Origin of the sequence: Caballeronia grimmiae (assembly GCF_022879615.1) — a bacterium.
Lineage (GTDB): Bacteria > Pseudomonadota > Gammaproteobacteria > Burkholderiales > Burkholderiaceae > Caballeronia > Caballeronia grimmiae.
This window is the reverse complement of sequence record NZ_CP084272.1, coordinates 1,154,025-1,174,942: the sequence shown is the minus strand read 5'-3', so window position 1 is coordinate 1,174,942 and position 20,918 is coordinate 1,154,025. Positions and strand designations below refer to the sequence as shown.

At 65.2% G+C, this 20,918-nt stretch carries 20 protein-coding genes; 14 read left to right on the top strand and 6 right to left on the bottom strand.

All coding sequences use genetic code 11. The annotated features are described in order from the left end of the window. Window positions 1-264: 264 nt before the first annotated feature. From LDZ21_RS19150 to LDZ21_RS19115, 8 genes are all read left to right on the top strand, one after another. Entirely contained in the window at window positions 265-633 is a 369-nt protein-coding gene (locus LDZ21_RS19150; protein ID WP_035962887.1) for a response regulator, read from the top strand. Further along, window positions 626-1,249, top strand: a complete 624-nt coding sequence (locus tag LDZ21_RS19145; protein ID WP_244795335.1) for a chemotaxis protein CheC — start codon at window positions 626-628, stop codon at window positions 1,247-1,249. The genes LDZ21_RS19150 and LDZ21_RS19145 overlap by 8 nt, the downstream gene beginning before the upstream one ends. 11 nt (window positions 1,250-1,260) lie before the next feature. Beyond that, entirely contained in the window at window positions 1,261-2,202 is a 942-nt protein-coding gene (locus LDZ21_RS19140) for a sensor domain-containing diguanylate cyclase (RefSeq protein WP_244795333.1), read from the top strand. Window positions 2,203-2,448: 246 nt separating this feature from the next. Continuing rightward, window positions 2,449-3,297 (top strand): presqualene diphosphate synthase HpnD, encoded by an 849-nt coding sequence (gene hpnD / locus LDZ21_RS19135; RefSeq protein ID WP_035962893.1) that lies wholly within the window; start codon window positions 2,449-2,451, stop codon window positions 3,295-3,297. Between the two features lie 17 nt (window positions 3,298-3,314). Beyond that, window positions 3,315-3,938, top strand: coding sequence for an FAD-dependent oxidoreductase (locus LDZ21_RS19130; protein ID WP_244795331.1), 624 nt, complete (start codon window positions 3,315-3,317; stop codon window positions 3,936-3,938). Continuing rightward, on the top strand, window positions 3,938-5,917 hold the full coding sequence (gene shc, locus LDZ21_RS19125; RefSeq protein ID WP_244795329.1) for a squalene--hopene cyclase: 1,980 nt from the start codon (window positions 3,938-3,940) through the stop codon (window positions 5,915-5,917). Before LDZ21_RS19130 ends, shc begins: the two co-directional genes overlap by 1 nt. Before the next feature lie 53 nt (window positions 5,918-5,970). After that, window positions 5,971-6,627 (top strand): phosphorylase, encoded by a 657-nt coding sequence (locus LDZ21_RS19120; protein ID WP_244795906.1) that lies wholly within the window; start codon window positions 5,971-5,973, stop codon window positions 6,625-6,627. Between the two features lie 103 nt (window positions 6,628-6,730). Next, window positions 6,731-7,201 carry an acyl-CoA thioesterase gene (locus LDZ21_RS19115; RefSeq protein ID WP_035962896.1) on the top strand — a complete coding sequence of 157 codons (471 nt, stop codon included), beginning with the start codon at window positions 6,731-6,733 and terminating at the stop codon, window positions 7,199-7,201. A 43-nt stretch (window positions 7,202-7,244) separates the two neighbouring features. Here LDZ21_RS19115 and LDZ21_RS19110 read toward each other — a convergent pair whose 3' ends face one another. Then, window positions 7,245-8,240: an MlaA family lipoprotein gene (locus tag LDZ21_RS19110; RefSeq protein WP_404980760.1), complete on the bottom strand. Its 996-nt coding sequence runs from the start codon at window positions 8,238-8,240 to the stop codon at window positions 7,245-7,247. Further along, complete coding sequence (gene hpnN / locus LDZ21_RS19105; protein WP_244795327.1) at window positions 8,237-10,897, bottom strand: hopanoid transporter HpnN; 2,661 nt, start codon at window positions 10,895-10,897, stop codon at window positions 8,237-8,239. Before hpnN ends, LDZ21_RS19110 begins: the two co-directional genes overlap by 4 nt. 249 nt (window positions 10,898-11,146) lie before the next feature. Between hpnN and LDZ21_RS19100 the strand changes: the two genes are divergently transcribed. After that, window positions 11,147-11,764, top strand: a complete 618-nt coding sequence (locus LDZ21_RS19100) for an MlaC/ttg2D family ABC transporter substrate-binding protein (protein WP_244795325.1) — start codon at window positions 11,147-11,149, stop codon at window positions 11,762-11,764. Window positions 11,765-11,787: 23 nt separating this feature from the next. Here the strand turns inward: LDZ21_RS19100 and LDZ21_RS19095 are convergent, their stop codons facing one another. Both LDZ21_RS19095 and LDZ21_RS19090 read right to left on the bottom strand, forming a co-directional pair. Beyond that, complete coding sequence (locus LDZ21_RS19095) at window positions 11,788-12,426, bottom strand: response regulator (protein WP_244795323.1); 639 nt, start codon at window positions 12,424-12,426, stop codon at window positions 11,788-11,790. After that, window positions 12,416-13,843 carry a cache domain-containing protein gene (locus LDZ21_RS19090; RefSeq protein ID WP_244795321.1) on the bottom strand — a complete coding sequence of 476 codons (1,428 nt, stop codon included), beginning with the start codon at window positions 13,841-13,843 and terminating at the stop codon, window positions 12,416-12,418. Before LDZ21_RS19090 ends, LDZ21_RS19095 begins: the two co-directional genes overlap by 11 nt. Window positions 13,844-14,006: 163 nt before the next feature. Between LDZ21_RS19090 and LDZ21_RS19085 the strand changes: the two genes are divergently transcribed. The 4 genes from LDZ21_RS19085 (at window position 14,007) to LDZ21_RS19070 (ending at window position 17,065) form a co-directional block, all read left to right on the top strand. Then, window positions 14,007-16,091, top strand: a complete 2,085-nt coding sequence (locus LDZ21_RS19085; RefSeq protein WP_035962903.1) for a carbon starvation CstA family protein — start codon at window positions 14,007-14,009, stop codon at window positions 16,089-16,091. A 24-nt stretch (window positions 16,092-16,115) separates the two neighbouring features. After that, on the top strand, window positions 16,116-16,310 hold the full coding sequence (locus LDZ21_RS19080; protein WP_035962904.1) for a YbdD/YjiX family protein: 195 nt from the start codon (window positions 16,116-16,118) through the stop codon (window positions 16,308-16,310). A 123-nt stretch (window positions 16,311-16,433) separates the two neighbouring features. After that, a complete protein-coding gene (locus LDZ21_RS19075; RefSeq protein ID WP_404981064.1) occupies window positions 16,434-16,673 on the top strand; it encodes a type II toxin-antitoxin system Phd/YefM family antitoxin in 240 nt (79 codons plus the stop codon). Continuing rightward, on the top strand, window positions 16,670-17,065 hold the full coding sequence (locus LDZ21_RS19070) for a type II toxin-antitoxin system VapC family toxin (RefSeq protein WP_244795318.1): 396 nt from the start codon (window positions 16,670-16,672) through the stop codon (window positions 17,063-17,065). Before LDZ21_RS19075 ends, LDZ21_RS19070 begins: the two co-directional genes overlap by 4 nt. Before the next feature lie 70 nt (window positions 17,066-17,135). On the opposite strand, the gene hpnH is transcribed toward LDZ21_RS19070, so the two are convergent. Beyond that, window positions 17,136-18,293, bottom strand: coding sequence for an adenosyl-hopene transferase HpnH (gene hpnH, locus LDZ21_RS19065; protein WP_244795316.1), 1,158 nt, complete (start codon window positions 18,291-18,293; stop codon window positions 17,136-17,138). A gap of 14 nt (window positions 18,294-18,307) precedes the next feature. Then, on the bottom strand, window positions 18,308-19,279 hold the full coding sequence (gene ispH / locus LDZ21_RS19060) for a 4-hydroxy-3-methylbut-2-enyl diphosphate reductase (protein WP_244795314.1): 972 nt from the start codon (window positions 19,277-19,279) through the stop codon (window positions 18,308-18,310). Window positions 19,280-19,700: 421 nt separating this feature from the next. Between ispH and LDZ21_RS19055 the strand changes: the two genes are divergently transcribed. Beyond that, window positions 19,701-20,903 (top strand): glycosyltransferase, encoded by a 1,203-nt coding sequence (locus tag LDZ21_RS19055; protein WP_244795313.1) that lies wholly within the window; start codon window positions 19,701-19,703, stop codon window positions 20,901-20,903. Window positions 20,904-20,918: the final 15 nt, after the last annotated feature.

Here is a 20,918-nt window from a genome sequence, read left to right as displayed (position 1 = left end):
GCGTCTTGCCGAGATGACTCGATGCGCGAGGGTTTTAGAGACTCCGCGCCACGGACGATGGCGGGACAGGCCGGTTGCGCACCTGCACGAAGCAAATGACAGACGACGCGTGATTCCTTGCGCGGCGCGCGGCGCCGGGCCGTCTGGTTGGCGATGAAACCGCGCAACCCTAAAGATCATTGCGGCGGCGCCGTAAATACATGCGAGAGCATGCCGTGTCTGTCATGACGGCTCTCGGCCCGAAGCTCATTGACCCGACCGACCATGCCTTTGCCGATTGTCATTGCCGATGATTCCCTGCTCGCCCGCAAGGTGCTGACGCGCGCGCTGCCCGAGGACTGGAACGTCGACATTTCCTACGCGACGAACGGGCGCGAGGCGCTCGAGTTGTATCGCGCAGGCCGCGCCTCTGTGATGTTCCTCGACCTGACGATGCCCGACATGACCGGCTATCAGGTGCTCGACGCCCTGCAGCACGAGGATTTGAACACGTTCGTGATCGTCGTTTCCGCCGATGTCCAGCCGATGGCTCAGGAACGCGTACGGGCGCTCGGCGCGATCGCCTTCCTGCCGAAGCCCGTGACGCCCGAAGCGCTGCGTCCCGTTTTGAAGGAGTACGGACTCCATGGTTGACCCCGCCCTCAACGAAGACCAGCGCGACGCGCTGCAGGAAGTCGCCAACATGGCGATGGGCCAGGCCGCGACGCGCCTGTCGAAGCTGCTCGGCACGTTCATCGAGTTGTCGGTGCCGCGCGTGCGCGTCGTCGGCGTGGCGCAGGCGTCGGAGGCGTTGCGCGAGATGACCGGCATCACCGATGCCGTCACCGCTGTGCGTCAGGGCTTCCGCTCGGATATCAAGGGCGAGGCGATCGTGTTGTGCAAGAGCGGCAGCGTGGATCAGCTTTGCGCGCTCGTCGACGATCCGTACACCAAGTCCACCTACGAGACGACCACGCGCACCGAACTTATCTTCGACGTGGCGACGGTGCTGATGGGTGCATGTGTGTCGTGCATTCTCGAACAGCTTGGACGTGCGCCGATCTTTTCGCCGCCGGGCATGCTGGGCCTGGAGCTCGCGCTCGACGATGTTTTTCAGCCGGCGATGCTCGCGTGGAAAACGGCGCTTTTGCTCGAAGTGAACTTCGCGCTGGAAGATCACAGCTTCCGCGCGCATCTCGTGATGCTGATGGCGGAAGACGCGATCCAGCACTTGCGTGACGCGCTCGATGCGCTGTTGTCGAGTCTCTGAGCGGCATCGTCATGGAAGAACTGCGGCATGTGCTGAGCGAACTGGTGATCGAGCGCGTGGGCTTTGGCATCTTCGTGCTCGATCGCGATCTGAACGTGCTGATGTGGAATCGCTTCATGGCGGATCACAGCGGCAAGACGGCCGAGCAGGTCACCGGCAAGTCCATTTTTTCGAGCTTCCCGGAGCTGCCGCGCGTGTGGCTGACGCGCAAGGTCGAAAGCGTGTTTCAGCTTGGCAGTTTCGCGTTCAGTTCGTGGGAGCAGCGGCCGTATCTCTTCAAGTTCGACCATGACCGGCCGATCACGGGCGGCGTCGATTTCATGCAGCAGGACTGCACGTTCATGCCGCTCGCGCAGGACGGCGAAGTGCGCGCGGTGTGTGTGACCATTTCCGATGCGACGCACGCGAGCATGATGCAGCGCGCCCGCGACGAGGCGGTGGCGAAGCTGCAGGAATTCGCGGATCGCGACGGGTTGACGGGCATTGCAAACCGGCGCTATTTCGATCTGCGTCTGCGCGACGAGTTCTCTCGCTGGCAGCGGTATGACGGTGATTTGTCGATGCTGCTGTTCGATCTGGATCACTTCAAGCGGATCAATGACGAGCTGGGGCATCTCGTGGGCGACACGGTGCTGCGGGTGATGGCGGAGCGCGTCGCCGCAGCGGTGCGGGTGCAGGATGTGTTCGGGCGCTTCGGCGGCGAGGAGTTCGCGCTGCTCCTGCCCTGTACCAGTTTCGACGATGCAATGATCGTCGCTGAGAAAGTGCGTTGTGCTATTTGCGAGACGCCTATCGATGTGCAGGGGGCGCGGGTGCCCGTCACCGCTAGCGTCGGGGCGGCTTGCGCGAAGCGCGGGGTGACTACGTCGTATGAGGCGCTCATCAATGAGGCTGATGCCGCTTTGTATGCGGCCAAGCGGCAGGGGAGGAATCGGGCGATCGGATTTCGGTGAGTTTTCTTATCGTTGGAACTTGTTTTAGCGTCGGTCTATTAGCTCGCGCCTCTTCGGGGCGGGGTTCACGTTCCAAACCCTGCCAAGCAGCACGTCACCCCCCACGAACAATTGCTATACTCTTTGCCGCTTCCGGCGCAGCCATCCTTGGGTGCCAGCCGGCCCACGCCAGCTGTCCCCGTCGGCTCTGCGCGAACCTTCGAAACCTTAAATCTTGCCCTTGGGGGCGCCACAGCGGAGTCCGTCTTGGCCGTTTCCAACATCATCGCCGACGAATCCACCACCGACGCCGCAAAGGCATCGTCGGGAAGTTCGTTCTATCTCGCGATGCGCATTCTCCCGGCTGCCCAGCGAGACGCGATGTACCAGATCTACGCCTTCTGCCGCGCCGTCGACGACATCGCCGACGAAGGCTCGCTGCCGCGACGGGAACGCGCGCTCGCACTCGAACGCTGGCGCGAAGACATCGACGCCTGCTATCGCGGCGCGCCCCCACGCTCGCTCGAACCGCTCACGCGCCATATCCACGCGTTTCAACTCTCGCGCGACGACTTTCAGGCCGTCATCGACGGCATGGCGATGGACGCCGCCTGCGACATCGTCGCGCCCGACGAAGCCACGCTCGACCTCTATTGCGATCGCGTCGCAAGCGCAGTCGGGCGGCTATCGGTGAGAATCTTCGGGATGCACGAGGACGCCGGCCGGCGTCTCGCGCATCACCTGGGCCGCGCGCTGCAACTGACCAACATCCTGCGCGATATCGACGAAGACGCCGCCATCGGCCGGGTCTATCTCCCGCGCGAACTGCTCGCGCGCGAAGGCATCTCCACGAGCGATCCCGCCACCATCGTCGGCGATGCGCGCCTGCCGCGCGTCTGCGCCGTGCTCGCCGAACGCGCGAAAGGCCACTACGCGCAGTCCGACATCATCATGGCCGCCTCGCCGCGCCACGAAGTGCGCGCGCCGCGCATCATGTCGGCGGCGTACCGGACCGTGCTCGACGCCAATCTCAAACGCGGCTTCGACCTGCCGCGCACGCGCGTGCGCACGCCGCGTGCGCGTCTGCTGTGGATCGTGGCGCGCAACCTCCTCTAATGTCCGGTCCGGTCTTCTTGGCCGGCGCCGGCCTCGCGTCCGCAGTCCTGGCGCAACGGCGCGGCGCGTGCGTCGCGGCGGTCGACTTATCCGGCACGGATTCAAAGGAACAGGTAAGCTCCCTCGCTTTCGACGACGCGGACGAGTCCGTATCGGTCGAGCCGGGCGATGAAGCCGTGCTCGCCATGACGCCGGCTGTCGCGGCGATCGTGACCGTGCAGTTCGCGGTCGATGTGCCGATCGCCTTCGCCGGCTCCGCGCGGCTGACGTTCTTCGTGAACGGCGCGTCGCACTGGCTCCAGGCGAGCGATGGCCGGATCACCGCCAGCATCGCCGATGCAGATCGCCGGCTCACGACGCCGCACGAAGCCATCGCGGCCAGCGTCTGGCGCGAGGCCGCGAAGGCGATGCGCCTGCCGGAAGCGCCGATGCCGCCGTGGCAAGTCGCCGTCGAAGAGCAGGCGACGCTCGCCGCCGTGCCGTCGCAGAAAGGCTTGCGGGCCGCGACGCGCACGCGCTGGCCCAACTTCACGCTCGCGGGCGACCGGACGGCGACCGGCCTGCTCGCGACGATCGAAGGCGCTGTCCGCTCAGGCCAACAGGCCGCGGATGTGCTGATGAACCCATCGATGGAACGCTGATGAACGATTTATCCCTGTCGGCCGTGGGCGCGCCGGTATCGAACGCCGCGCTGGACCACGCCGTCACCGAAGCCACCGATGCGCTGCTCGCAGCGCAACATCCCGACGGATATTGGCTGTATGAACTCGAGGCCGACGCCACGATTCCGGCGGAATACGTGCTGCTCGTCCACTATCTCGGCGAAACCGCTGACATCGCGCTGGAAGCGAAGATCGGCCGCTACCTGCGGCGCATCCAGCTCGACGACGGCGGCTGGCCGCTCTTCACCGACGGCGCGATGGACGTGTCCGCGTCCGTGAAGGCGTACTTCGCGTTGAAGATGATCGGCGATTCCCCCGACGCCGAACACATGCAGCGCGCCCGCCGCGCGATTCTTGCCGCCGGCGGCGCGGAGAAGGCCAACGTCTTCACGCGCATCCTGCTTGCGCTGTTCGGCGTGGTGTCCTGGCGCGCGGTGCCGATGATGCCCGTGGAAATCATGCGCCTGCCGGTGTGGTTCCCGTTCCACTTGTCGAAGGTGTCGTACTGGGCGCGCACGGTCATCGTGCCGCTGCTCGTGCTCAACGCGAAGCGCCCGAAGGCGCGCAACCCGCGCGGCGTGCGGATCGACGAAGTTTTTCGCGATTCGCCCGTCAACACCGGCATGCCGCACCGCGCCGGGCATCAGAGCCGTGGCTGGTTCGCGTTCTTTCGCGTGGTCGATTCCATCCTGCGCGCCACCGACGGCGCCTTCCCGAAGGCGGGCCGCGAACGTGCGATTGCGGAAGCCGTGCGTTTCGTCGACGAGCGTCTCAACGGCGAAGACGGCCTCGGCGCGATTTTCCCGGCGATGGCCAATTCCGTGATGATGTACGACGTGCTCGGCTATCCGCCCGAGCATCCGCACCGCGCCATCGCGCGCAAGTCGATCGACAAGCTGCTCGTCATCGACGAATCCGGGGACGGCGAAGCGTACTGCCAGCCGTGCCTCTCGCCGGTGTGGGATACGTCCCTTGCCTCGCACGCGCTGCTCGAAACCGGCATGCCGAAGGCGCGGGCGGCGGTGGCGCGCGGTCTCGAATGGCTGCGGCCGCTGCAGATTCTCGACGTGCGCGGCGACTGGTTCCTGCGCCGCCCGAACGTGCGGCCCGGCGGCTGGGCGTTCCAGTTCGCCAATCCGCATTACCCGGATGTCGACGACACCGCCGTCGTCGCGATGGCGATGGAGCGCGCCGATCGCGAGAACGGCACGGCGATGTACGGCGAGGCGATCTCGCGGGCGCGCGAATGGGTCGTCGGCATGCAAAGCAGTGACGGCGGCTGGGGCGCGTTCGAGCCGGAAAACACGCAGTTCTATCTGAACAACATTCCGTTCTCGGATCACGGCGCGTTGCTCGATCCGCCAACCGTCGATGTCTCCGCCCGCTGCCTTTCGATGCTCGCGCAGCTCGGCGAGACGCCCTCCAACAGCGAGCCCGCGCGCCGCGCGTTGGAATACGTCGTGCGGGATCAGGAGCGCGACGGTAGCTGGTACGGGCGTTGGGGCATGAACTACATCTACGGCACGTGGTCGGCGCTGTGCGCGCTGAACGCAGCCGGCGTCGCGCCGACGGATGCCCGCGTCAAGCGCGGTGCGGAGTGGCTCATCGGCATCCAGAACGCCGACGGCGGCTGGGGCGAGGACGGCGACAGCTACAAGCTCGACTATCGGGGCTACGAGCAGGCGTCGAGCACCGCTTCGCAGACGGCGTGGGCGCTGCTCGGGCTGATGGCGGCGGGGCTCGTCGAGCATCCGGCGGTCGCGCGGGGCATCGCCTATCTCGTGCGGACGCAGACCAAAGACGGCCTGTGGGACGAAGCCCGCTTCACGGCAACGGGCTTTCCGCGCGTCTTCTACCTGCGATACCACGGCTATCGCAAGTTCTTCCCGCTTTGGGCGCTCGCGCGCTATCGCAACCTGACGCGCGAAGGTCAGACGCGCGTCACGGTGGGCATGTGAACACGCCGCGCGGGCGACGGGCGGACGGCGTGCCCGTCGTCGCGGTGACGGGCATGGCGTTCGAGGCCAGGATCGTGCGCGGAAGCGGCGTCGATGTCGTGTTCGCGGCGCGGTCGGACTGGCTGGAGCGCGCGTTGTCGGATGCGGTGGCGCAGGGGTGCTCGGGCATCATCAGTTTCGGAACGGCGGGCGGGCTCGCGCCGGATCTGGAGCCGGGCGCGCTCATCGTCGCGCAAAGCGTCTGCGGGCCTTTCGGCACGCTGCGGACGGATGACGCGTGGAGCGCGCGCATCGTCGAGGCGTTCGCCGGCACGCCGCTCGCGCGCATCACGCGGCGCGGCCCGATGGCGGGCGTCACCGAGCCGGTCAAAAGCGAGGCCGACAAACGCTCGCTGCATTCGTCGACGGGCGCGCTCGCCGTCGATATGGAATCGCATATCGCCGGTGCCATCGCGACGGCGCGCGGGCTGCCGTTCGCGGTATGCCGCGCGGTCGTCGATCCGGCATGGCGCACGCTGCCGCCCGCTGCGACCGCGGGCTTGCGCGACGATGGCACCACGGCCATCGGCCCGATTCTTCGCGAACTTGCGCGCCAGCCGTCGCAGTTGGGCGCGATGCTCAAGCTCGCGGGCGATGCGCGCGCCGCCCGCACGACGCTCGTGCTGGCGCGGCAGGCAATGGAAACAGCGGGGGCGCTTTCCTTCGCCTAGAGCCTTGCATTCTGCGGGTTAACCCTCACTTCAGTATAATCAGGGAAAACCCTAGGTGATGACGCGGTGGATGCGTCGCCACGGGAACGCGAGGACAACGCAAATGAATTTTCACACTCGGAAGTGGGTCAAGCCGGAAGACCTGAACCCAAACGGCACGCTGTTCGGCGGCAGCCTGCTGCGCTGGATCGACGAAGAAGCGGCCATTTACGCCATCTCGCAACTGGGCAACCAGCGTGTCGTCACGAAGTTCATGTCGGAAATCAACTTCGTCAGTTCGGCGCGTCAGGGCGACATCATCGAACTGGGCATTACTGCGACGCACTTCGGCCGTACGTCGATCACGCTGCGCGCGGAAGTCCGCAACAAGATCACGCGCAAGAGCATTCTGACCGTCGAGAAGATGGTTTTCGTCAATCTGAACGAGCAGGGCGAGCCGGAGCCGCATGGCCGCACGCAGATTCTTTATGCCGATGAACTGTTCGAAGCCTATCGACGCGATCAGCGCGCAGTGGAAGCGCCAACCGTTTCCAGCGACGACCTGACTCGCGAAGAAGTCGCGGAAGCGCATTGAGAATAAAAAACGGGCGCCTGAGCGCCCGTTTCACCGACAAGACCTACTTGCTCTCGGCCGGATCCTCGTATTTCGGCAAACCCTGGCCTTCGCTGGAACTGGGCGATGGCGCTCCTTTACTCGTGGCCGGAGCCTGCGTCGAACTTTCTCCCGCGCCCGGCGCGGGCGACTTCGGCCCGATGCCGCCGGCCGGCGACGCCGCCGCGCCCGGATCGACATAAGTCGGCAAGCCTTGCTCGCTGCTGCCGCCGCCCGTCGCGCCCGGCGCACTCGCGCCCTCCGGCGCGCTGACGCCCTCGTCGCCGTAGTCGGGCAGTGTCGCGGACGAACCGCCGCCCGTCAGCAGGTACTGGCGGCGCTGCGTATAGGCGTCGCGCACGAACGCGTACTTGTCGAGCGCAGCCTGCGAAAGCAGGTCGGTCGCGCCGAGCAGATCGGCCCGCGCACTCACGAAGTTCACGCCGTACAGCGGCCAGCGAATCTCCGAACCGGCATAGCTCACCGGATTCACGCGCCAGTCGACGAGCCACGTCGTCGAATCGCGTACCGAACTCGGCCCGAGCAGCGGCAACACGAGATACGGCCCCGACGGCATGCCGTAGTGCCCGAGCGTCAGTCCGAAGTCCTGATGATGCTTCGGCAGCCCCGCCGGCGATGCAATGTCGATCAACCCGCCGATCCCGAACACCGAGTTCATCGCGATACGCATCAAGTCCTGCGTCGCATCGGTGATCTTGAGTTGAAGCAGGTTGTTCGCGAAGTTGCTGAAATCGCCCAGATTCGAGAAGAAGTTGCTGACTGCCGTGCGGAACGGACTCGGCGTCCAGTCGACGTAAAACTGCGCGACGGGCCGCGCGACGTAGGTGTCGAGCCCGTCGTTGATCTTGAAGATGGTGCGGTTCATCGGTTCCAGCGGATCGCGCGGATTGCGATCGGGGCCGGTTGCACATCCCGTCATCACAAGCGCGCCCGCGATGACAGCGCCCGTCGTCACCTTGCGCAGCGCGGCAGCGGCAGGCGCCGCTGAGGCCATTCTCATTCTTCAATTCCTCTTAGATTGTCGTGTCGCTGGCTTGCGCGCAGCTTTGCCCGCTCCGCCGCGCGCACCTTGCGCGGCTTGCCCATCAGCACCGGCTGAAAGACCACCGCGCCAATCAGCGTGCAGAAGAGCGACAGCGCGAGCAGCCGTCCCATGCTGGACGTGCCGGGGTGATGCGAGAACCAGAGACTGCCGAACGCGGTGGCGGTGGTCGCCGCGCTGAACATCACGGCGTGCGTGAGGCTCGATTGCAGCAGGCGCGTCTGCCCCGACCGCCACGCCATCACGAAGTAAATCTTGAACGCGACGCCGACGCCCAGCATCAACGGCAACGCGATGATGTTCGCAAAGTTGAGCGGCATGCGGAACACGACGCACAACTCCAGCGTCACGACGGCCGAGACGAGCAACGGTACCAAAGTTCGCAAAACATCGCCGAAACGGCGAAGGGCGAGCCACAGCAGCACGGTGATCGCGATGAGCGAATAGAGCGCGGCGTGCTCGAACGCCTCGATGATCACCTCCGCCGAATGACGCACGGAGATCGGCCCGCCGATCGCGTTCGGTTCCGCCTTGACGACGGCGTCGGCGAAACGGGCGAGCAGCGTGTCGTCATTCCGGTCGACGCCGGGCGGGGCCTTCGGCGACACGTTGACGAGCGCCTGCCCGTTGGCCGTGACCCAGTTCTCGACCATCGAAGGCGGCAGCGTCTCGCGGGTGATCTCCGTCGGCTGCAGCAGCGCGCGCAGTTGCGCGAGCGCGAGACGCAGCGGCTCGGCCATCGCCTGCTCGGCGCGATCGCGGGCGGCGGCATCGGCCTGGGCGAGCCTGGCAAGCGTCTGCGACAAGTGCTTCGCTTCGGCGGCGCCCGCGCCGGGATGCTCGTCGGCGGCAAGCGATAACTGGTTCGACACGCGCTTCAAGGTCGCGACGCGCACCGCGTCCGTCACGGGCGACGCGACCGGCTGATCGAGCGCCGGCAGCAGTTGGTCGGCGGCGGCCTTGATCATTGCGAGCTTCTTCGGCTGATCGGCCGGAATCAGCGACGACAGCGTCGTCGCGCGCTCGACCTCCGGCAGCGTTTCGAGCTTCGCCGCGATGCGATCGGCGTCCGCGAGCGAAGGCGCGAGCACGGCGACATCGTTGACTGCGGCTTCGGGCGAATCTGCGAGCGAGATGAGCGTCGCCATCGATTCGGTATGCGGGTCCTTCAAATGCAGCGGATTGAAGTCGAAGCGCAGGTACGCGAGCAGCGGCAGCGCGCCGACCACGATGACGAGCGTGCCGATCAGCACCGGCTTGCGATGCCGGTCGAGGAATTCATCGACGGGAGCGAGCAGCGGAAAGCCCGGCGCCCTGGCTTCGCCCGGCGGCGCGAAGACCTTGATCAGCGCGGGCAGCAGCGTCATGTTGGTCAGATACGCGACGAACATGCCGACGCCCGCAATCAGCCCGAGTTCCGACACGCCGCGATACGCAGTCGGCAGGAACGAGAAGAAGCTCGCAGCGGTGGCGGCGGCGGCGAGCGTGAGCGGCACCGCGACGTGCCGCGCCGTCTCGGCAAGCGACACATCGAGCCGCTTGTGCCGGTGGCGTTCCTCGCGATACTTCACGCCGAACTGAATTCCGAAGTCCACGCCCAGGCCGACGAACAGCACCATGAACGCGACCGAGATCATGTTGAGCGCGTGAACCATCATGAGGCCGAGCGCGGCGGTGATCGACAAGCCGACGAACAGCGTGATGAACACGGCAAGAATCATGCGCTTCGAGCGCAGCGCGACCCACAGGATCATGAGCACGACGAGGAAAGTCAGCACGCCGTTGAGCACCGCGCCATCCTGCACGGAGGCGAATTCCTCGTCCGCGAGCGGCTGCGCGCCAGTGAGATGCAGCGTCGCGCCGTACTTCTTGTCGATGCCGATTCGCGCGGCCACCGCACGGATTTCATCGGACGTGCCCGCTGCGGCCTTCAGCGCGTTGAAGTCGAGTTCCGGCACCACGGTGACGAACGCACGTCCTGGCCCGCTGTTTTTCGACGAATCGGCGAGATCGCGCCATGAGAACGCGGCCGGCTGACCGGCGAGCACGCGGTCGAGCACGTCGGCGCTGTGGCCGAGCAGACCGGCCATCTGGCCGAGATTGACCTGACCGAGCATCAGCGGCACATTGAGCGTCGTGTTCAGCGTCTGCGCAAGGCCGGTGAGCGTCGGGTCGTGAGCGAGCGTATTGATGAGCGGCCGCGCCTGCACGAGCTGCTTCGTGACTTCCTCGACCTTGTTCGTGGGCAGATACAACAAGCCGTTGTGCTCGAAGAACGCGCCGCCCTCCGGCTCCGAAACCTGCTTGAAACGCGCCGGTTCTTTTGCGAGCGCAGCGGCGAGTTCGCTTGCGGCGGCATCGGCGAATTCGCGGGCCGGGGCTTCGACGACGATCAGCAGCGTGGCGCCGCGCTGCGGAAACGCGGTCTCGATCGCCTTGCTGCGCGCGGCCCACTCGGGCTCGGTTTCGATTAGCTGGCTGACATCGGTGCTGATGCGAAAGTGGTGAACGACATAAATCGTGCTCAGAACGCCGAGCAGTATCGAAACGGCGATAATCCACGCCGGCCGGCGGATCGCGAGGGTGACAAAGCGAGTGATGTTGGACGTCAGCATGAGACGCTACCTGGTGTGTCCTGTTATTTTCGGGCGCCGCATGGAGCGGGCCGCGTGATACGCGCTGCCGGGCTGGTGCGCCGCTTCTTGTTTCGGCGACCGAACCGCGAGTCCAACGACGACGATTGATGCCGCGCAAGTATACCGGTCGGGGCGGCGGTGAACTGTCGGCCTGCCGGTGTGTCGATATACTGGCTCGACGCCCTCGTAAATCCGCGCCAACAAACACTGAAATTAGAGAACGGTGCCATGAAACGCTATCTGTCTGTCTGCTTCGCTTTTCTCGTCGCTGTCCTGTCGTTTTCGAACGCGGCGGTTGCACAATCGAACCCTGACGCCGTCGTGAAAAGCGCCGTCGAAGGCACCGTCAACGCAATGAAGGCCGACCCGCAAGCGCGCGGCGGCGACATGGCGAAGATCACCCAGCTCGTGGAAACGCGCTTTCTGCCCGCCACGGATTTCCAGCGCACCACGCGCATCGCATTGGGCAAGGCGTGGGCCACCGCCACGCCCGAACAGCAAAAACAGCTTTACGACCAGTTCCAGACGCTGCTCGTCAGGACCTACGCGGCCTCGCTTGCCCAGTTGCGCGATCAGGACGTGAAGTTCCGCTTCGATCCCCCGACCATCGACGCCGGCGCGAAAGACGCGGTCGTCGAATCGCATGTCGTTTCGACGGGCGGCGACAATCCCGTGCGGTATCGCTTGGGCAAAACCGCGCAGGGCTGGAAAATCTACGACATCGACATGATGGGAGCGTGGCTCATTCAGGTCTACCAGCAGCAGTTCGCCGGCCAGCTTCAGAAGGGCGGCGTGGACGGGCTGATCAAGTATCTGTCGGAGCACAACGCCCGTTCGGCGGGGTGATGTAATGCCGCGCGTCAGGTGAGTCAGGTGCGCCGGTGCTCGACCGCGTACTTGATGAGTTCGGCCTGGCCGTCAATCGACAGCTTGCGCTTCAGGTTCAGCCGATGCGTCTCCACCGTACGCACCGATAACCCGTGCTGCTGTGCGATCTGCTTGCTCGACAGGCCCTGCGCGAGCGCGTCGAGCACTTCGCATTCGCGGGGCGTCAGGCGGTCGAGCGGCGTTTGCATCGCCTGAGCCTGAATCATGCGCGCCGCGAGTCCGGCCGAGAAGAACGTCTTGCCCGCGAGCACGGCGTCGATCGCCTGAATGATTTCGGCGGCGGGGGAATCCTTCAGCACATAGCCGCTCGCGCCGGCCCGCACCGCCTGTGTCACGTATTCGACGTTGTCGTGCATCGACAGCATCAGCACGCGGATCGCCGGAAAGCGTTCGTGAAAGCACGCGGCCAGTTCGATTCCGCTCATGCCCGCCATCCCCACGTCCATCAGAACGAGATCGGGCCGGCTTGCTTCGTCGGCGGCGAGCGCGAGCGCCTCGTCGCCGTTGCCCGCTTCGCCGGTCACGAGAACGTGCGATACGGCTTCGAGCCGTGCGCGCAGGCCGTCGCGCACGAGCGGATGATCGTCGACGATGACGATACGGGCGGGTTCAGAGTTCATCGGAAAGTCCTGACAGAATGGGGGCGGCGAGCGGCAGCGGGACGGTCGCCGCGATCGCCGTGCGGCCGAGTTGCGACTGGATGGCGAGGGTGCCGCCGAGCGCGTCCAGCCGCTCGCGCATGTTGCGCAGGCCGAGGCCGCTCGCCGGGCCGTCAAGTGCGGGTTCGGCGTCGAAGCCGCGGCCGTTGTCGCTGACGACGAGGCGCACGGCGTTCGGCGCGATATCGAGCGCGACGCTCGCGCGGCTCGCATGCGCGTGACGCGCGATGTTCGTCAGCGCTTCCTGCGCGATGCGGAAGAGCACCGTATTGACCGGATCGGGCAGCGCCGGGCGCGGCGCAAGGCTGGCTTTGCCGCGCGTCGTCGACTCGAAGCGCACTTCGATGCCATTCTGCCCGTCGAGTTCGCGGGCGAGCTGTTCAAGCGCGGCGGCAAGGCCGAGGTCGTCGAGCATAGCGGGACGCAGCGCGTGCGAGATGCGGCGCACTTCGCGCAGCGTGCCTGACAGCCGCCCGAGTCCGGTGGCGAGCGCGGCTTCCGCAGCCGGTTCGCGCGCCTGTCCCCGTTCGAAGCGCGTCAGCGCCGATTCGAGCAGCAGTTTCACGGAAACGAGCATCTGGCTGATGCCGTCATGCAGTTCGCGCGACAGCCTCGCGCGTTCCTGCTCTTGCGACTCCACGACGCGCCGCGCGAGGCGCTTCAGCTTCGCGTCCGCGCTGCGATGCTCGCTGATGTTCAGCACCGCGCCGCACAGCGCGATCGCCCCGAGCGCCGCCAGCGCGATGCCGCCGATCCACATGACCGTCCGGTCGATGTTTGCGGCCGCCTGCGCATCGATCCGCCCGAGCGTCGCTTCCACGTCCTCCAGATAAATGCCGGTGCCGATCATCCAGCCCCAGCGTTCGAGCGGCACGACGTAGCCGAGCTTCGGCGCAAGCTGTCCGGTGGACGGCCGCCGCCACACGTAACGCACGTAGCCGCCGCCCTTCGATGCCTCGCGGATCAGCGTCTGGATGGTGAGCGCGCCGGACGGATCGCGCATCGTCCAGAGATCGCGGCCGACGAGATCGGGCTGGCGCGGGTGCATCAGCGAGGTGCCCTGCATCGTGTAGACGAAAAAGTAGCCGTCCGGCCCGAAATCCAGCCGATGCAGCGCGTCGAGTGCGAGGCGGCGGCGTTCTTCGTCGGTGAGCGAGCCGGCGGCGGGGGCGTCGTAGTAAGGCGCGACGGCGCTGCGCGCGAGTTCGACATAGTGCCGCAGCTCGATTTCCTTGCTCGACATGTATGCCGACTGCAGCGTCGCGTGCTGCGCGTGTGCAAGCGTCGTCGCTTGATGACGCACGCCATACTCGATGCCGCCAATCGCCATCACGAATGGCACGATCGCCAGCAGGAAAATCTTCGCTTTGAGGTTCATGAAGCTGGAACGCTGGGTGCTTCTACGTAATCTTACGTAGGCGGCATACGTAGTTGTCCGGTTGTAAGCGCCCGGACGAAGGCGAATACTACACGCCCGAAGCGTCCGACGGCTCATGCCGCGCGCGCGGACATCGAAGGGCAACTAAAAGACAGGAGACACCATGAATCGGGCTTCCGGATTCCTGGTCTGGATCGCGCTCGCGCTGCTGGGCGCGTTCGCATTCGGCACCATCGCGCTCGCGCACGGCGAGCGAATCAGCGCACTATGGATCGTGATCGCGGCGGTCTGCGTTTATCTCATCGCGTACCGTTTCTACTCGCGCTTCATTGCGGGCACCGTCCTGAAACTCGACGGCTTGCGCATGACGCCCGCCGTGCGTCACAACGACGGCCTCGACTACGTCCCGACCAACAAATACGTGTTGTTTGGCCACCATTTCGCGGCGATTGCTGGCGCTGGTCCGCTCGTCGGTCCCGTGCTGGCCGCGCAGATGGGCTACACGCCCGGCATGCTGTGGATTCTCGCGGGTGTGGTGTTCGCGGGCGCGGTGCAGGATTTCATCATCCTGTTCATCTCGACGCGCCGCGACGGCCGCTCGCTCGGCGATCTCATCAAGATGGAACTGGGCACGGTGCCCGGCGTGATCGCGCTGTTCGGCGCGTTCCTCATCATGGTGATCATTCTCGCGGTGCTGGCGCTGATCGTCGTCAAGGCGCTGACGGGCTCGCCGTGGGGCACGTTCACCGTGGCGGCAACCATCCCGATCGCGATCTTCATGGGCGTCTACACGCGCTTCCTGCGGCCGGGGCGCATCGGCGAAGTGTCGATCATCGGCTTCGTCGGGCTGATGCTGGCTATCGTCTACGGCCAGCATGTCGCCGAATCGGCGACGCTCGCGCCGCTTTTCACGTTCACGGGCGTGCAGCTCACGTGGATTCTGATCGGCTACGGCTTCGTGGCGTCGGTGCTGCCGGTGTGGCTGCTGCTCGCGCCGCGCGACTATCTCTCGACGTTCCTCAAGATCGGCACGATTCTCGGCCTCGCGATCGGCATTCTGATCGTCGCGCCGGAACTGAAGATGCCTGCGCTGACGAAGTTCGTCGATGGCAGCGGCCCGGTCTGGGCGGGCAACCTGTTCCCATTCCTCTTCATCACGATCGCGTGCGGCGCGGTGTCGGGCTTCCACGCGCTGATTTCGTCGGGCACGACGCCCAAGATGATCGACAACGAAGTCAACATGCGCCTGATCGGCTATGGCGCGATGCTGATGGAATCGTTCGTCGCGATCATGGCGCTGGTCGCGGCATGCGTGATCGAGCCGGGCGTCTACTTCGCGATGAACAGCCCGGCCGCGGTGCTCGGCACGACGCCTGAAGCGGTCGCGCAGACGGTCACTTCGTGGGGCTTCGCGCTCACGCCCGACATGCTGACGTCGACGGCGAAGGCGGTCGGCGAGACGACCATCGTCGCGCGTGCGGGCGGTGCGCCCACGCTGGCTGTCGGCATGGCGCAGATTCTCCATCAGGTGATCGGCGGCCCGGCGATGATGGCTTTCTGGTATCACTTCGCGATTCTCTTCGAGGCGCTGTTCATCCTGACCGCCGTCGATGCAGGCACGCGCGCCGGCCGCTTCATGCTGCAGGATTTGCTGGGCACGTTCCATCCGGCGTTGCGCCGCACGGAGTCGCTCCCGGCGAATCTCATCGCGACCGGGCTGTGCGTCGCGGCGTGGGGCTACTTCCTGTATCAGGGCGTGGTCGATCCGTTCGGCGGCATCAATACGCTGTGGCCGCTTTTCGGCATCTCGAACCAGATGCTCGCGGGTATCGCGCTGATGCTTGGCACGGTGGTGCTGTTCAAGATGAAGCGCGAGCGTTTCGCGTGGGTCACGGTCGTGCCGACGGTGTGGCTGCTGATCTGCACGCTGACGGCCGGCTGGCAGAAGATTTTCGATGCGAATCCGAAGGTCGGCTTCCTCGCGCATGCAGCGAAGCTGCGCGATGCCGCCGACGCGGGCAAGGTGATGGCGCCGGCGAAGTCGCTGGCGGAGATGCAGCGCATCATCGTCAACGACTACATCGATGCGGCGCTCGCCGGGCTGTTCATCTTCGTGGTGCTGAGCATTGCGGTGTATGGTGTGTTGTCGGTGCTCCGTGCGCGTCGCGAGGCGCGTCCGACGGTGCGCGAGACCCCGTTCGAGCCCATGCCGACGGGCGGCGCGGCGGCCGTGCGCTCGGGCCACTGATACTGCGAGGCACAGGAGGCGGCAATGTTCAGCGATCTTCGGCAAGCGGGACGATACTTGGGCCAGGCGATGCGCCTGATGGTCGGCATGCCCGACTACGACGCGTACGTCACGCATATGCAGAACACGCATCCGGACCAGCCGGTGATGACGTATGCGGAGTTCTTCCGCGAGCGTCAGGAAGCGCGGTATGGGTCGGGGGCGGGGAAGTGTTGTTGATCTAACTTGCCTGGCAATTCTGAGAAGCGCGACGGTGATGAGCCGGCGCGCTTTTCTTTTTGCGTTCGGCCTAGCCCATCCGGACGAGGGTAAAATGACTAGTTGCTGGTGACCAGGAGCGTTATTATGGCTGTCAAGCGAGTTTCGAAATCGGAGTTCAAGGCCAAAGCGCTCGAATTTTTCCGGCTCGTGGAATCGACAGGAGAACATATGATCGTGACGGACCATGGAAAACCGGTGCTCGAGATTCGGCGGTACGAGAATGCGGCGCCGACACCGCTGGAGGAACTGCGTGGGAGCGTGCTGTTTTACGAGGATCCTCTCGCACCGGTCGCGCTGGAGGATTGGGTGCTGCTTCCATGATCGTGCTGGATACGCACGCGCTCGTGTGGTGGATCGGAGGAAAAGGACTGAGCAAGCCGGCGCGAGCCGCGATTGACCGGGAAGCGAAGGAGCACGGCGAAATCGTCGTCTCGACGATGACAGCATGGGAAATCATGCTGCTCATCAAGAAGGGACGTCTCCGTCTGGCCACGGATGTCGGCCGCTGGCTGGATAAGGTGAGCAGCATCGAAGGCGTGCAATTCGCGCCCATTGATCGTCACATCGCCCTGGCATCGGCTGATCTTCCGGGCAACTTCCATCAGGACCCGGCGGACCGGATGATCGTCGCAACGGCGCGCTCCTTATCGGCTCCCCTGGTGACGAAGGACGAGCAGATTCGAAGCTATGAGCACGTCAAGACGATCTGGTAGCCGCCACTAGAAAGGGCGGATGCCCGCACAAGCCATCCGCCCTTCGCCCATCTTCAAACCGAAGCAAGCCTCAATGCGCAGCCGCCGCCTGCTTCGCACCCTTGCCGTTCTTCTGCGCGCGGCCGATCTCCTCCAGCTTGATCTCGACGTGCTTCGAGAACACGTACTCAGCCGGGCGTTGCTTGTCGATCGGCAGTTCCTTCGCGTATGCGCCTTCGGTGCGCGGCCCGCGCAGCGATACACGCAGCGCCTTCAGCGGATGCGCAACAGTGTCCATCACCGCGGTCGCCTCGAAGCCACTATGCACCATGCAGTCCGCGCACTTCTCGTAGTTACCGGTGCCGTACTTGTCCCAGTCGGTCGTTTCCATCAGCTCCGTGAAGGTCTTCGCGTAGCCTTCGCCGAGCAGATAGCAGGGACGCTGCCAGCCGAACACCGTGCGCGCCGGGTTGCCCCACGGCGTGCATTGATACGTCTGGTTGCCCGCGAGGAAGTCGAGGAACATGGCCGACTGGCTGAACGACCAGTTCTTGCCGTTGTTGCCGCGCTTGAAAATTTCGCGGAACAGCGTCTTCGTCTTGTCGCGGTTCAGGAAGTGTTGCTGGTCCGGCGCGCGCTCGTAAGCGTAGCCCGGCGACACGGTGATGCCATCCACGCCCATTGGCCCAAGCGTATCGAAGAAATTCGCGACGCGCTCCGGGTTCGCATCGTTGAACAGCGTGCAGTTGATGTTCACGCGGAACCCGCGGCGCTTCGCCTCGCGAATCGCTTTCGTCGCCTTGTCGTACACGCCGTCCTGTGACACGGAATGGTCGTGCATCGCCTGATCGCCGTCGAGGTGGACGGACCAGACGAAGTACGGGCTCGGCTGATAGTCGTCCATCTTCTTTTCCATCAGCAGCGCGTTGGTGCAGAGATACACGAACTTCTTGCGCTCGATGATGCCCTTCACGATCTGCGGCATTTCCTTGTGCAGCAACGGCTCGCCACCGGCGATCGACACCACCGGCGCGCCGCACTCGTCGACCGCGCCGAGGCATTCTTCGAGCGATAGCCGCTGGTTCAGGATCGGGTCCGGATAGTCGATCTTGCCGCAGCCGTTACACGCCAGGTTGCAGCGGAACAGCGGCTCGAGCATCAGCGCGAGCGGATAGCGCTTGTTGCGCGTCAGGTGCTGCTTGAAGATATAGGCGCCTACGCGGGCCTTTTGAAGCATCGGAATAGACACTGACGTCCTCTCCTTTATTCTTCGCGAATCGCCGTCGCCGTCGTTGCCGACAATGCGGCAAGCGGCTGCAATAGCTTCGCGGGGAGTTTGAATTCGACCTTTTCCTCGCGGCCGTTCATCGTCGTAACTTCGACGTGGCCGATCGCGCGCAGGGCTTGGATCACATGTTCGACCATTTCTTCAGGCGCCGAAGCGCCGGCCGTGATGCCGACTGTCTGCGCATGCGCAAACCATTCGGCCTTGACCTCGGAACCGTCCGCGACGAGATAGCTCGCCACGCCGCTCTCGGCGCCGATTTCGCGCAGGCGGTTCGAATTGGAACTGTTGGTGGCGCCGACCACGAGCAGCACGTCCACTTGCGTCGACAGCTCGCGCACAGCGGCTTGCCGGTTCTGCGTGGCGTAGCAGATGTCCCGCGTGTCGGGGCCGACGATATCGGTGAAGCGGCGCTGCAGGGCATCGATGATGCCGCGCGTGTCGTCCACGGAGAGCGTCGTCTGCGTGACGTAGGCGACGGGGGTATCGGCGGGCAGCGCCATGTCTTGCACTTCGGCTTCGCTCTGTACGAGCACGACCTTGGCCGGAATCTGGCCGATCGTGCCTTCCACTTCGGGATGTCCCGCATGGCCGATCAGAATCAGCGTGCGGCCCTGCGACACGTATTGCCGCCCCTGCACGTGCACCTTGGTGACGAGCGGGCAGGTGGCGTCGAGCACGTCGAGGCCGCGGGCGTCGGCATCGTGCTCGACGCTTTGCGCGACGCCGTGCGCGCTGAAAATTGCGACTGCGCCGTGCGGCACTTCGTCGAGTTCCTCGACGAAACGCGCGCCCTTGCCTCGCAGGTTATCGACGACGTGCCTGTTATGTACGATCTCGTGACGCACGTACACGGGCGCGCCGTGCCGTTCGAGCGCCCGATCGACGATTTCGATCGCACGGACCACGCCCGCACAAAAGCCGCGGGGTTGAGCAAGGATGATACGCATATTCGAACGAACTCCGACTGGCGCGGGTTTCGGGTAATCGGGCGGGCCGCTTGTGCTCTCGCTATCGGGACGCTTCACGCAACCCGCGCGTGACGGCCCGGAAAGCAACCGGAATCTAACGTCCGGTAAGTTTGTCTGCTCGCCGAAGTTGACCGCGTATTCTAACGCGTTCCCTTTTTTAACGCTTGCAGCCGCGCGCCTTTGCAAGACGTTGTAGCCCGAGTGAAATACGGCGATCGGCGGAAGTCATTACACTAGCGGACGCCCGGAAGCCGCGCATGCAGGTTCATCCGCTTTCTTTCCGAACGACGGTCCGCGAAGCGCATCGCCCGTTCATGCAACTGCATTCGCCCGCGCGATGCCGCCGGGCTTGTCGCCCTCACTCGTCACAACTGTCGCAACTCGCCGCCCAAGTCTGTTCATGCTACTGATCGCCTGGTTGTCCCTGCTCATCTGGATCGTGCTGCTCTTTGCTCGCGGCGGCTTCTGGCGCGCGCAACCCGCGCCCGCGTTGTCGCCGTCGACCGTTCACGCGGTCGGCAACGCCGAGATCGCGCGACGCGGTGCGTGGCCCGCGCTGGTCGCCGTCGTGCCGGCGCGCAACGAGGCGGATGTCATCGGCCGCGCGGTCGGCTCGCTGCTCAAACAGGACTATGCGGGTGCGTTCCACGTGATCGTCGTCGACGATCACAGTACCGACGGCACCGCGGCCGCCGCGTTCGGCGCCGCCCGCGATCTGGGCCTGGAAGACCGCCTGACCGTGCTGACCGGCAAGCCGCTGCCGCCGGGTTGGTCGGGCAAGGTCTGGGCGCAGTCGCAGGGCATCGAGGCAATCGACAAGCTCGGCCTGCCCGCCGAGTTCCTGCTGCTCACCGACGCCGACATCTACCATCCGGCCGATGCCGCCACGCAACTCGTCGCGCGCACGATTCTGGAAGATCGCGATCTGGTCTCGCTGATGGTCCGCCTGCGTTGCGATTCGCTGTGGGAAAAGGCGCTGATTCCCGCGTTCGTTTTCTTCTTCGCGAAGCTGTATCCGTTCGCGTGGGTCAACGACACCCGAAAAATGACGGCGGGCGCGGCAGGCGGATGCATGCTCGTGCGCCGTTCGGCGCTCGGGGAGGCGGGCGGTATCGAATCGATTCGCCGCGAATTGATCGACGATTGCAGTCTCGCGCAGCGCATCAAGCATCGCGCCGGCAAGGCCGATGCGCGCCCGATCCGTCTCGATCTCGCGCAGAGCAGCGAATCGCTGCGCCCTTATGACGACTGGCGCGAAATCTGGAACATGATCGCTCGCACGGCGTTCACGCAGTTGCGCTACTCGCCGCTGCTGCTGGCGGGCACGGTGCTCGGGATGGCGGTGATTTATCTCGCGCCGCCGGTGCTGTCGCTGGCGTGGGGCGTGCGCGCATGGCCCGCATGCGCGGCGTGGGCGATGATGTGCATTGCCTATGGACCGATGCTGCGCTACTACCGGCGATCGTTGCTGTGGGCGCCGCTGCTGCCGCTCGTCGCGCTGTTCTACGTATCGGCGACGATCGGCTCGGCTGTGCGTTACTGGAGCGGCAAGGGCGGCCAGTGGAAGGCCCGCGTTCAGGCGCCGACGCAGGAAAATCCGTGAACGATGCGGGCCGGC

Excerpts from the sequence above, each read along its gene's own strand:
- LDZ21_RS19070 (WP_244795318.1), top strand. The coding sequence starts at position 16,670 with ATGATCGTGCTGGATACGCACGCGCTCGTGTGGTGGATCGGAGGAAAA.
- ispH (WP_244795314.1), bottom strand. The coding sequence starts at position 19,279 with ATGCGTATCATCCTTGCTCAACCCCGCGGCTTTTGTGCGGGCGTGGTC.
- hpnN (WP_244795327.1), bottom strand. The coding sequence starts at position 10,897 with ATGCTGACGTCCAACATCACTCGCTTTGTCACCCTCGCGATCCGCCGG.
- LDZ21_RS19150 (WP_035962887.1), top strand. The coding sequence starts at position 265 with ATGCCTTTGCCGATTGTCATTGCCGATGATTCCCTGCTCGCCCGCAAG.
- LDZ21_RS19120 (WP_244795906.1), top strand. The coding sequence starts at position 5,971 with ATGGCGTTCGAGGCCAGGATCGTGCGCGGAAGCGGCGTCGATGTCGTG.
- LDZ21_RS19140 (WP_244795333.1), top strand. The coding sequence starts at position 1,261 with ATGGAAGAACTGCGGCATGTGCTGAGCGAACTGGTGATCGAGCGCGTG.
- shc (WP_244795329.1), top strand. The coding sequence starts at position 3,938 with ATGAACGATTTATCCCTGTCGGCCGTGGGCGCGCCGGTATCGAACGCC.
- LDZ21_RS19055 (WP_244795313.1), top strand. The coding sequence starts at position 19,701 with ATGCTACTGATCGCCTGGTTGTCCCTGCTCATCTGGATCGTGCTGCTC.
- LDZ21_RS19080 (WP_035962904.1), top strand. The coding sequence starts at position 16,116 with ATGTTCAGCGATCTTCGGCAAGCGGGACGATACTTGGGCCAGGCGATG.
- LDZ21_RS19115 (WP_035962896.1), top strand. The coding sequence starts at position 6,731 with ATGAATTTTCACACTCGGAAGTGGGTCAAGCCGGAAGACCTGAACCCA.
- LDZ21_RS19100 (WP_244795325.1), top strand. The coding sequence starts at position 11,147 with ATGAAACGCTATCTGTCTGTCTGCTTCGCTTTTCTCGTCGCTGTCCTG.
- LDZ21_RS19085 (WP_035962903.1), top strand. The coding sequence starts at position 14,007 with ATGAATCGGGCTTCCGGATTCCTGGTCTGGATCGCGCTCGCGCTGCTG.
- LDZ21_RS19145 (WP_244795335.1), top strand. The coding sequence starts at position 626 with ATGGTTGACCCCGCCCTCAACGAAGACCAGCGCGACGCGCTGCAGGAA.
- LDZ21_RS19090 (WP_244795321.1), bottom strand. The coding sequence starts at position 13,843 with ATGAACCTCAAAGCGAAGATTTTCCTGCTGGCGATCGTGCCATTCGTG.
- LDZ21_RS19110 (WP_404980760.1), bottom strand. The coding sequence starts at position 8,240 with ATGAGAATGGCCTCAGCGGCGCCTGCCGCTGCCGCGCTGCGCAAGGTG.
- LDZ21_RS19095 (WP_244795323.1), bottom strand. The coding sequence starts at position 12,426 with ATGAACTCTGAACCCGCCCGTATCGTCATCGTCGACGATCATCCGCTC.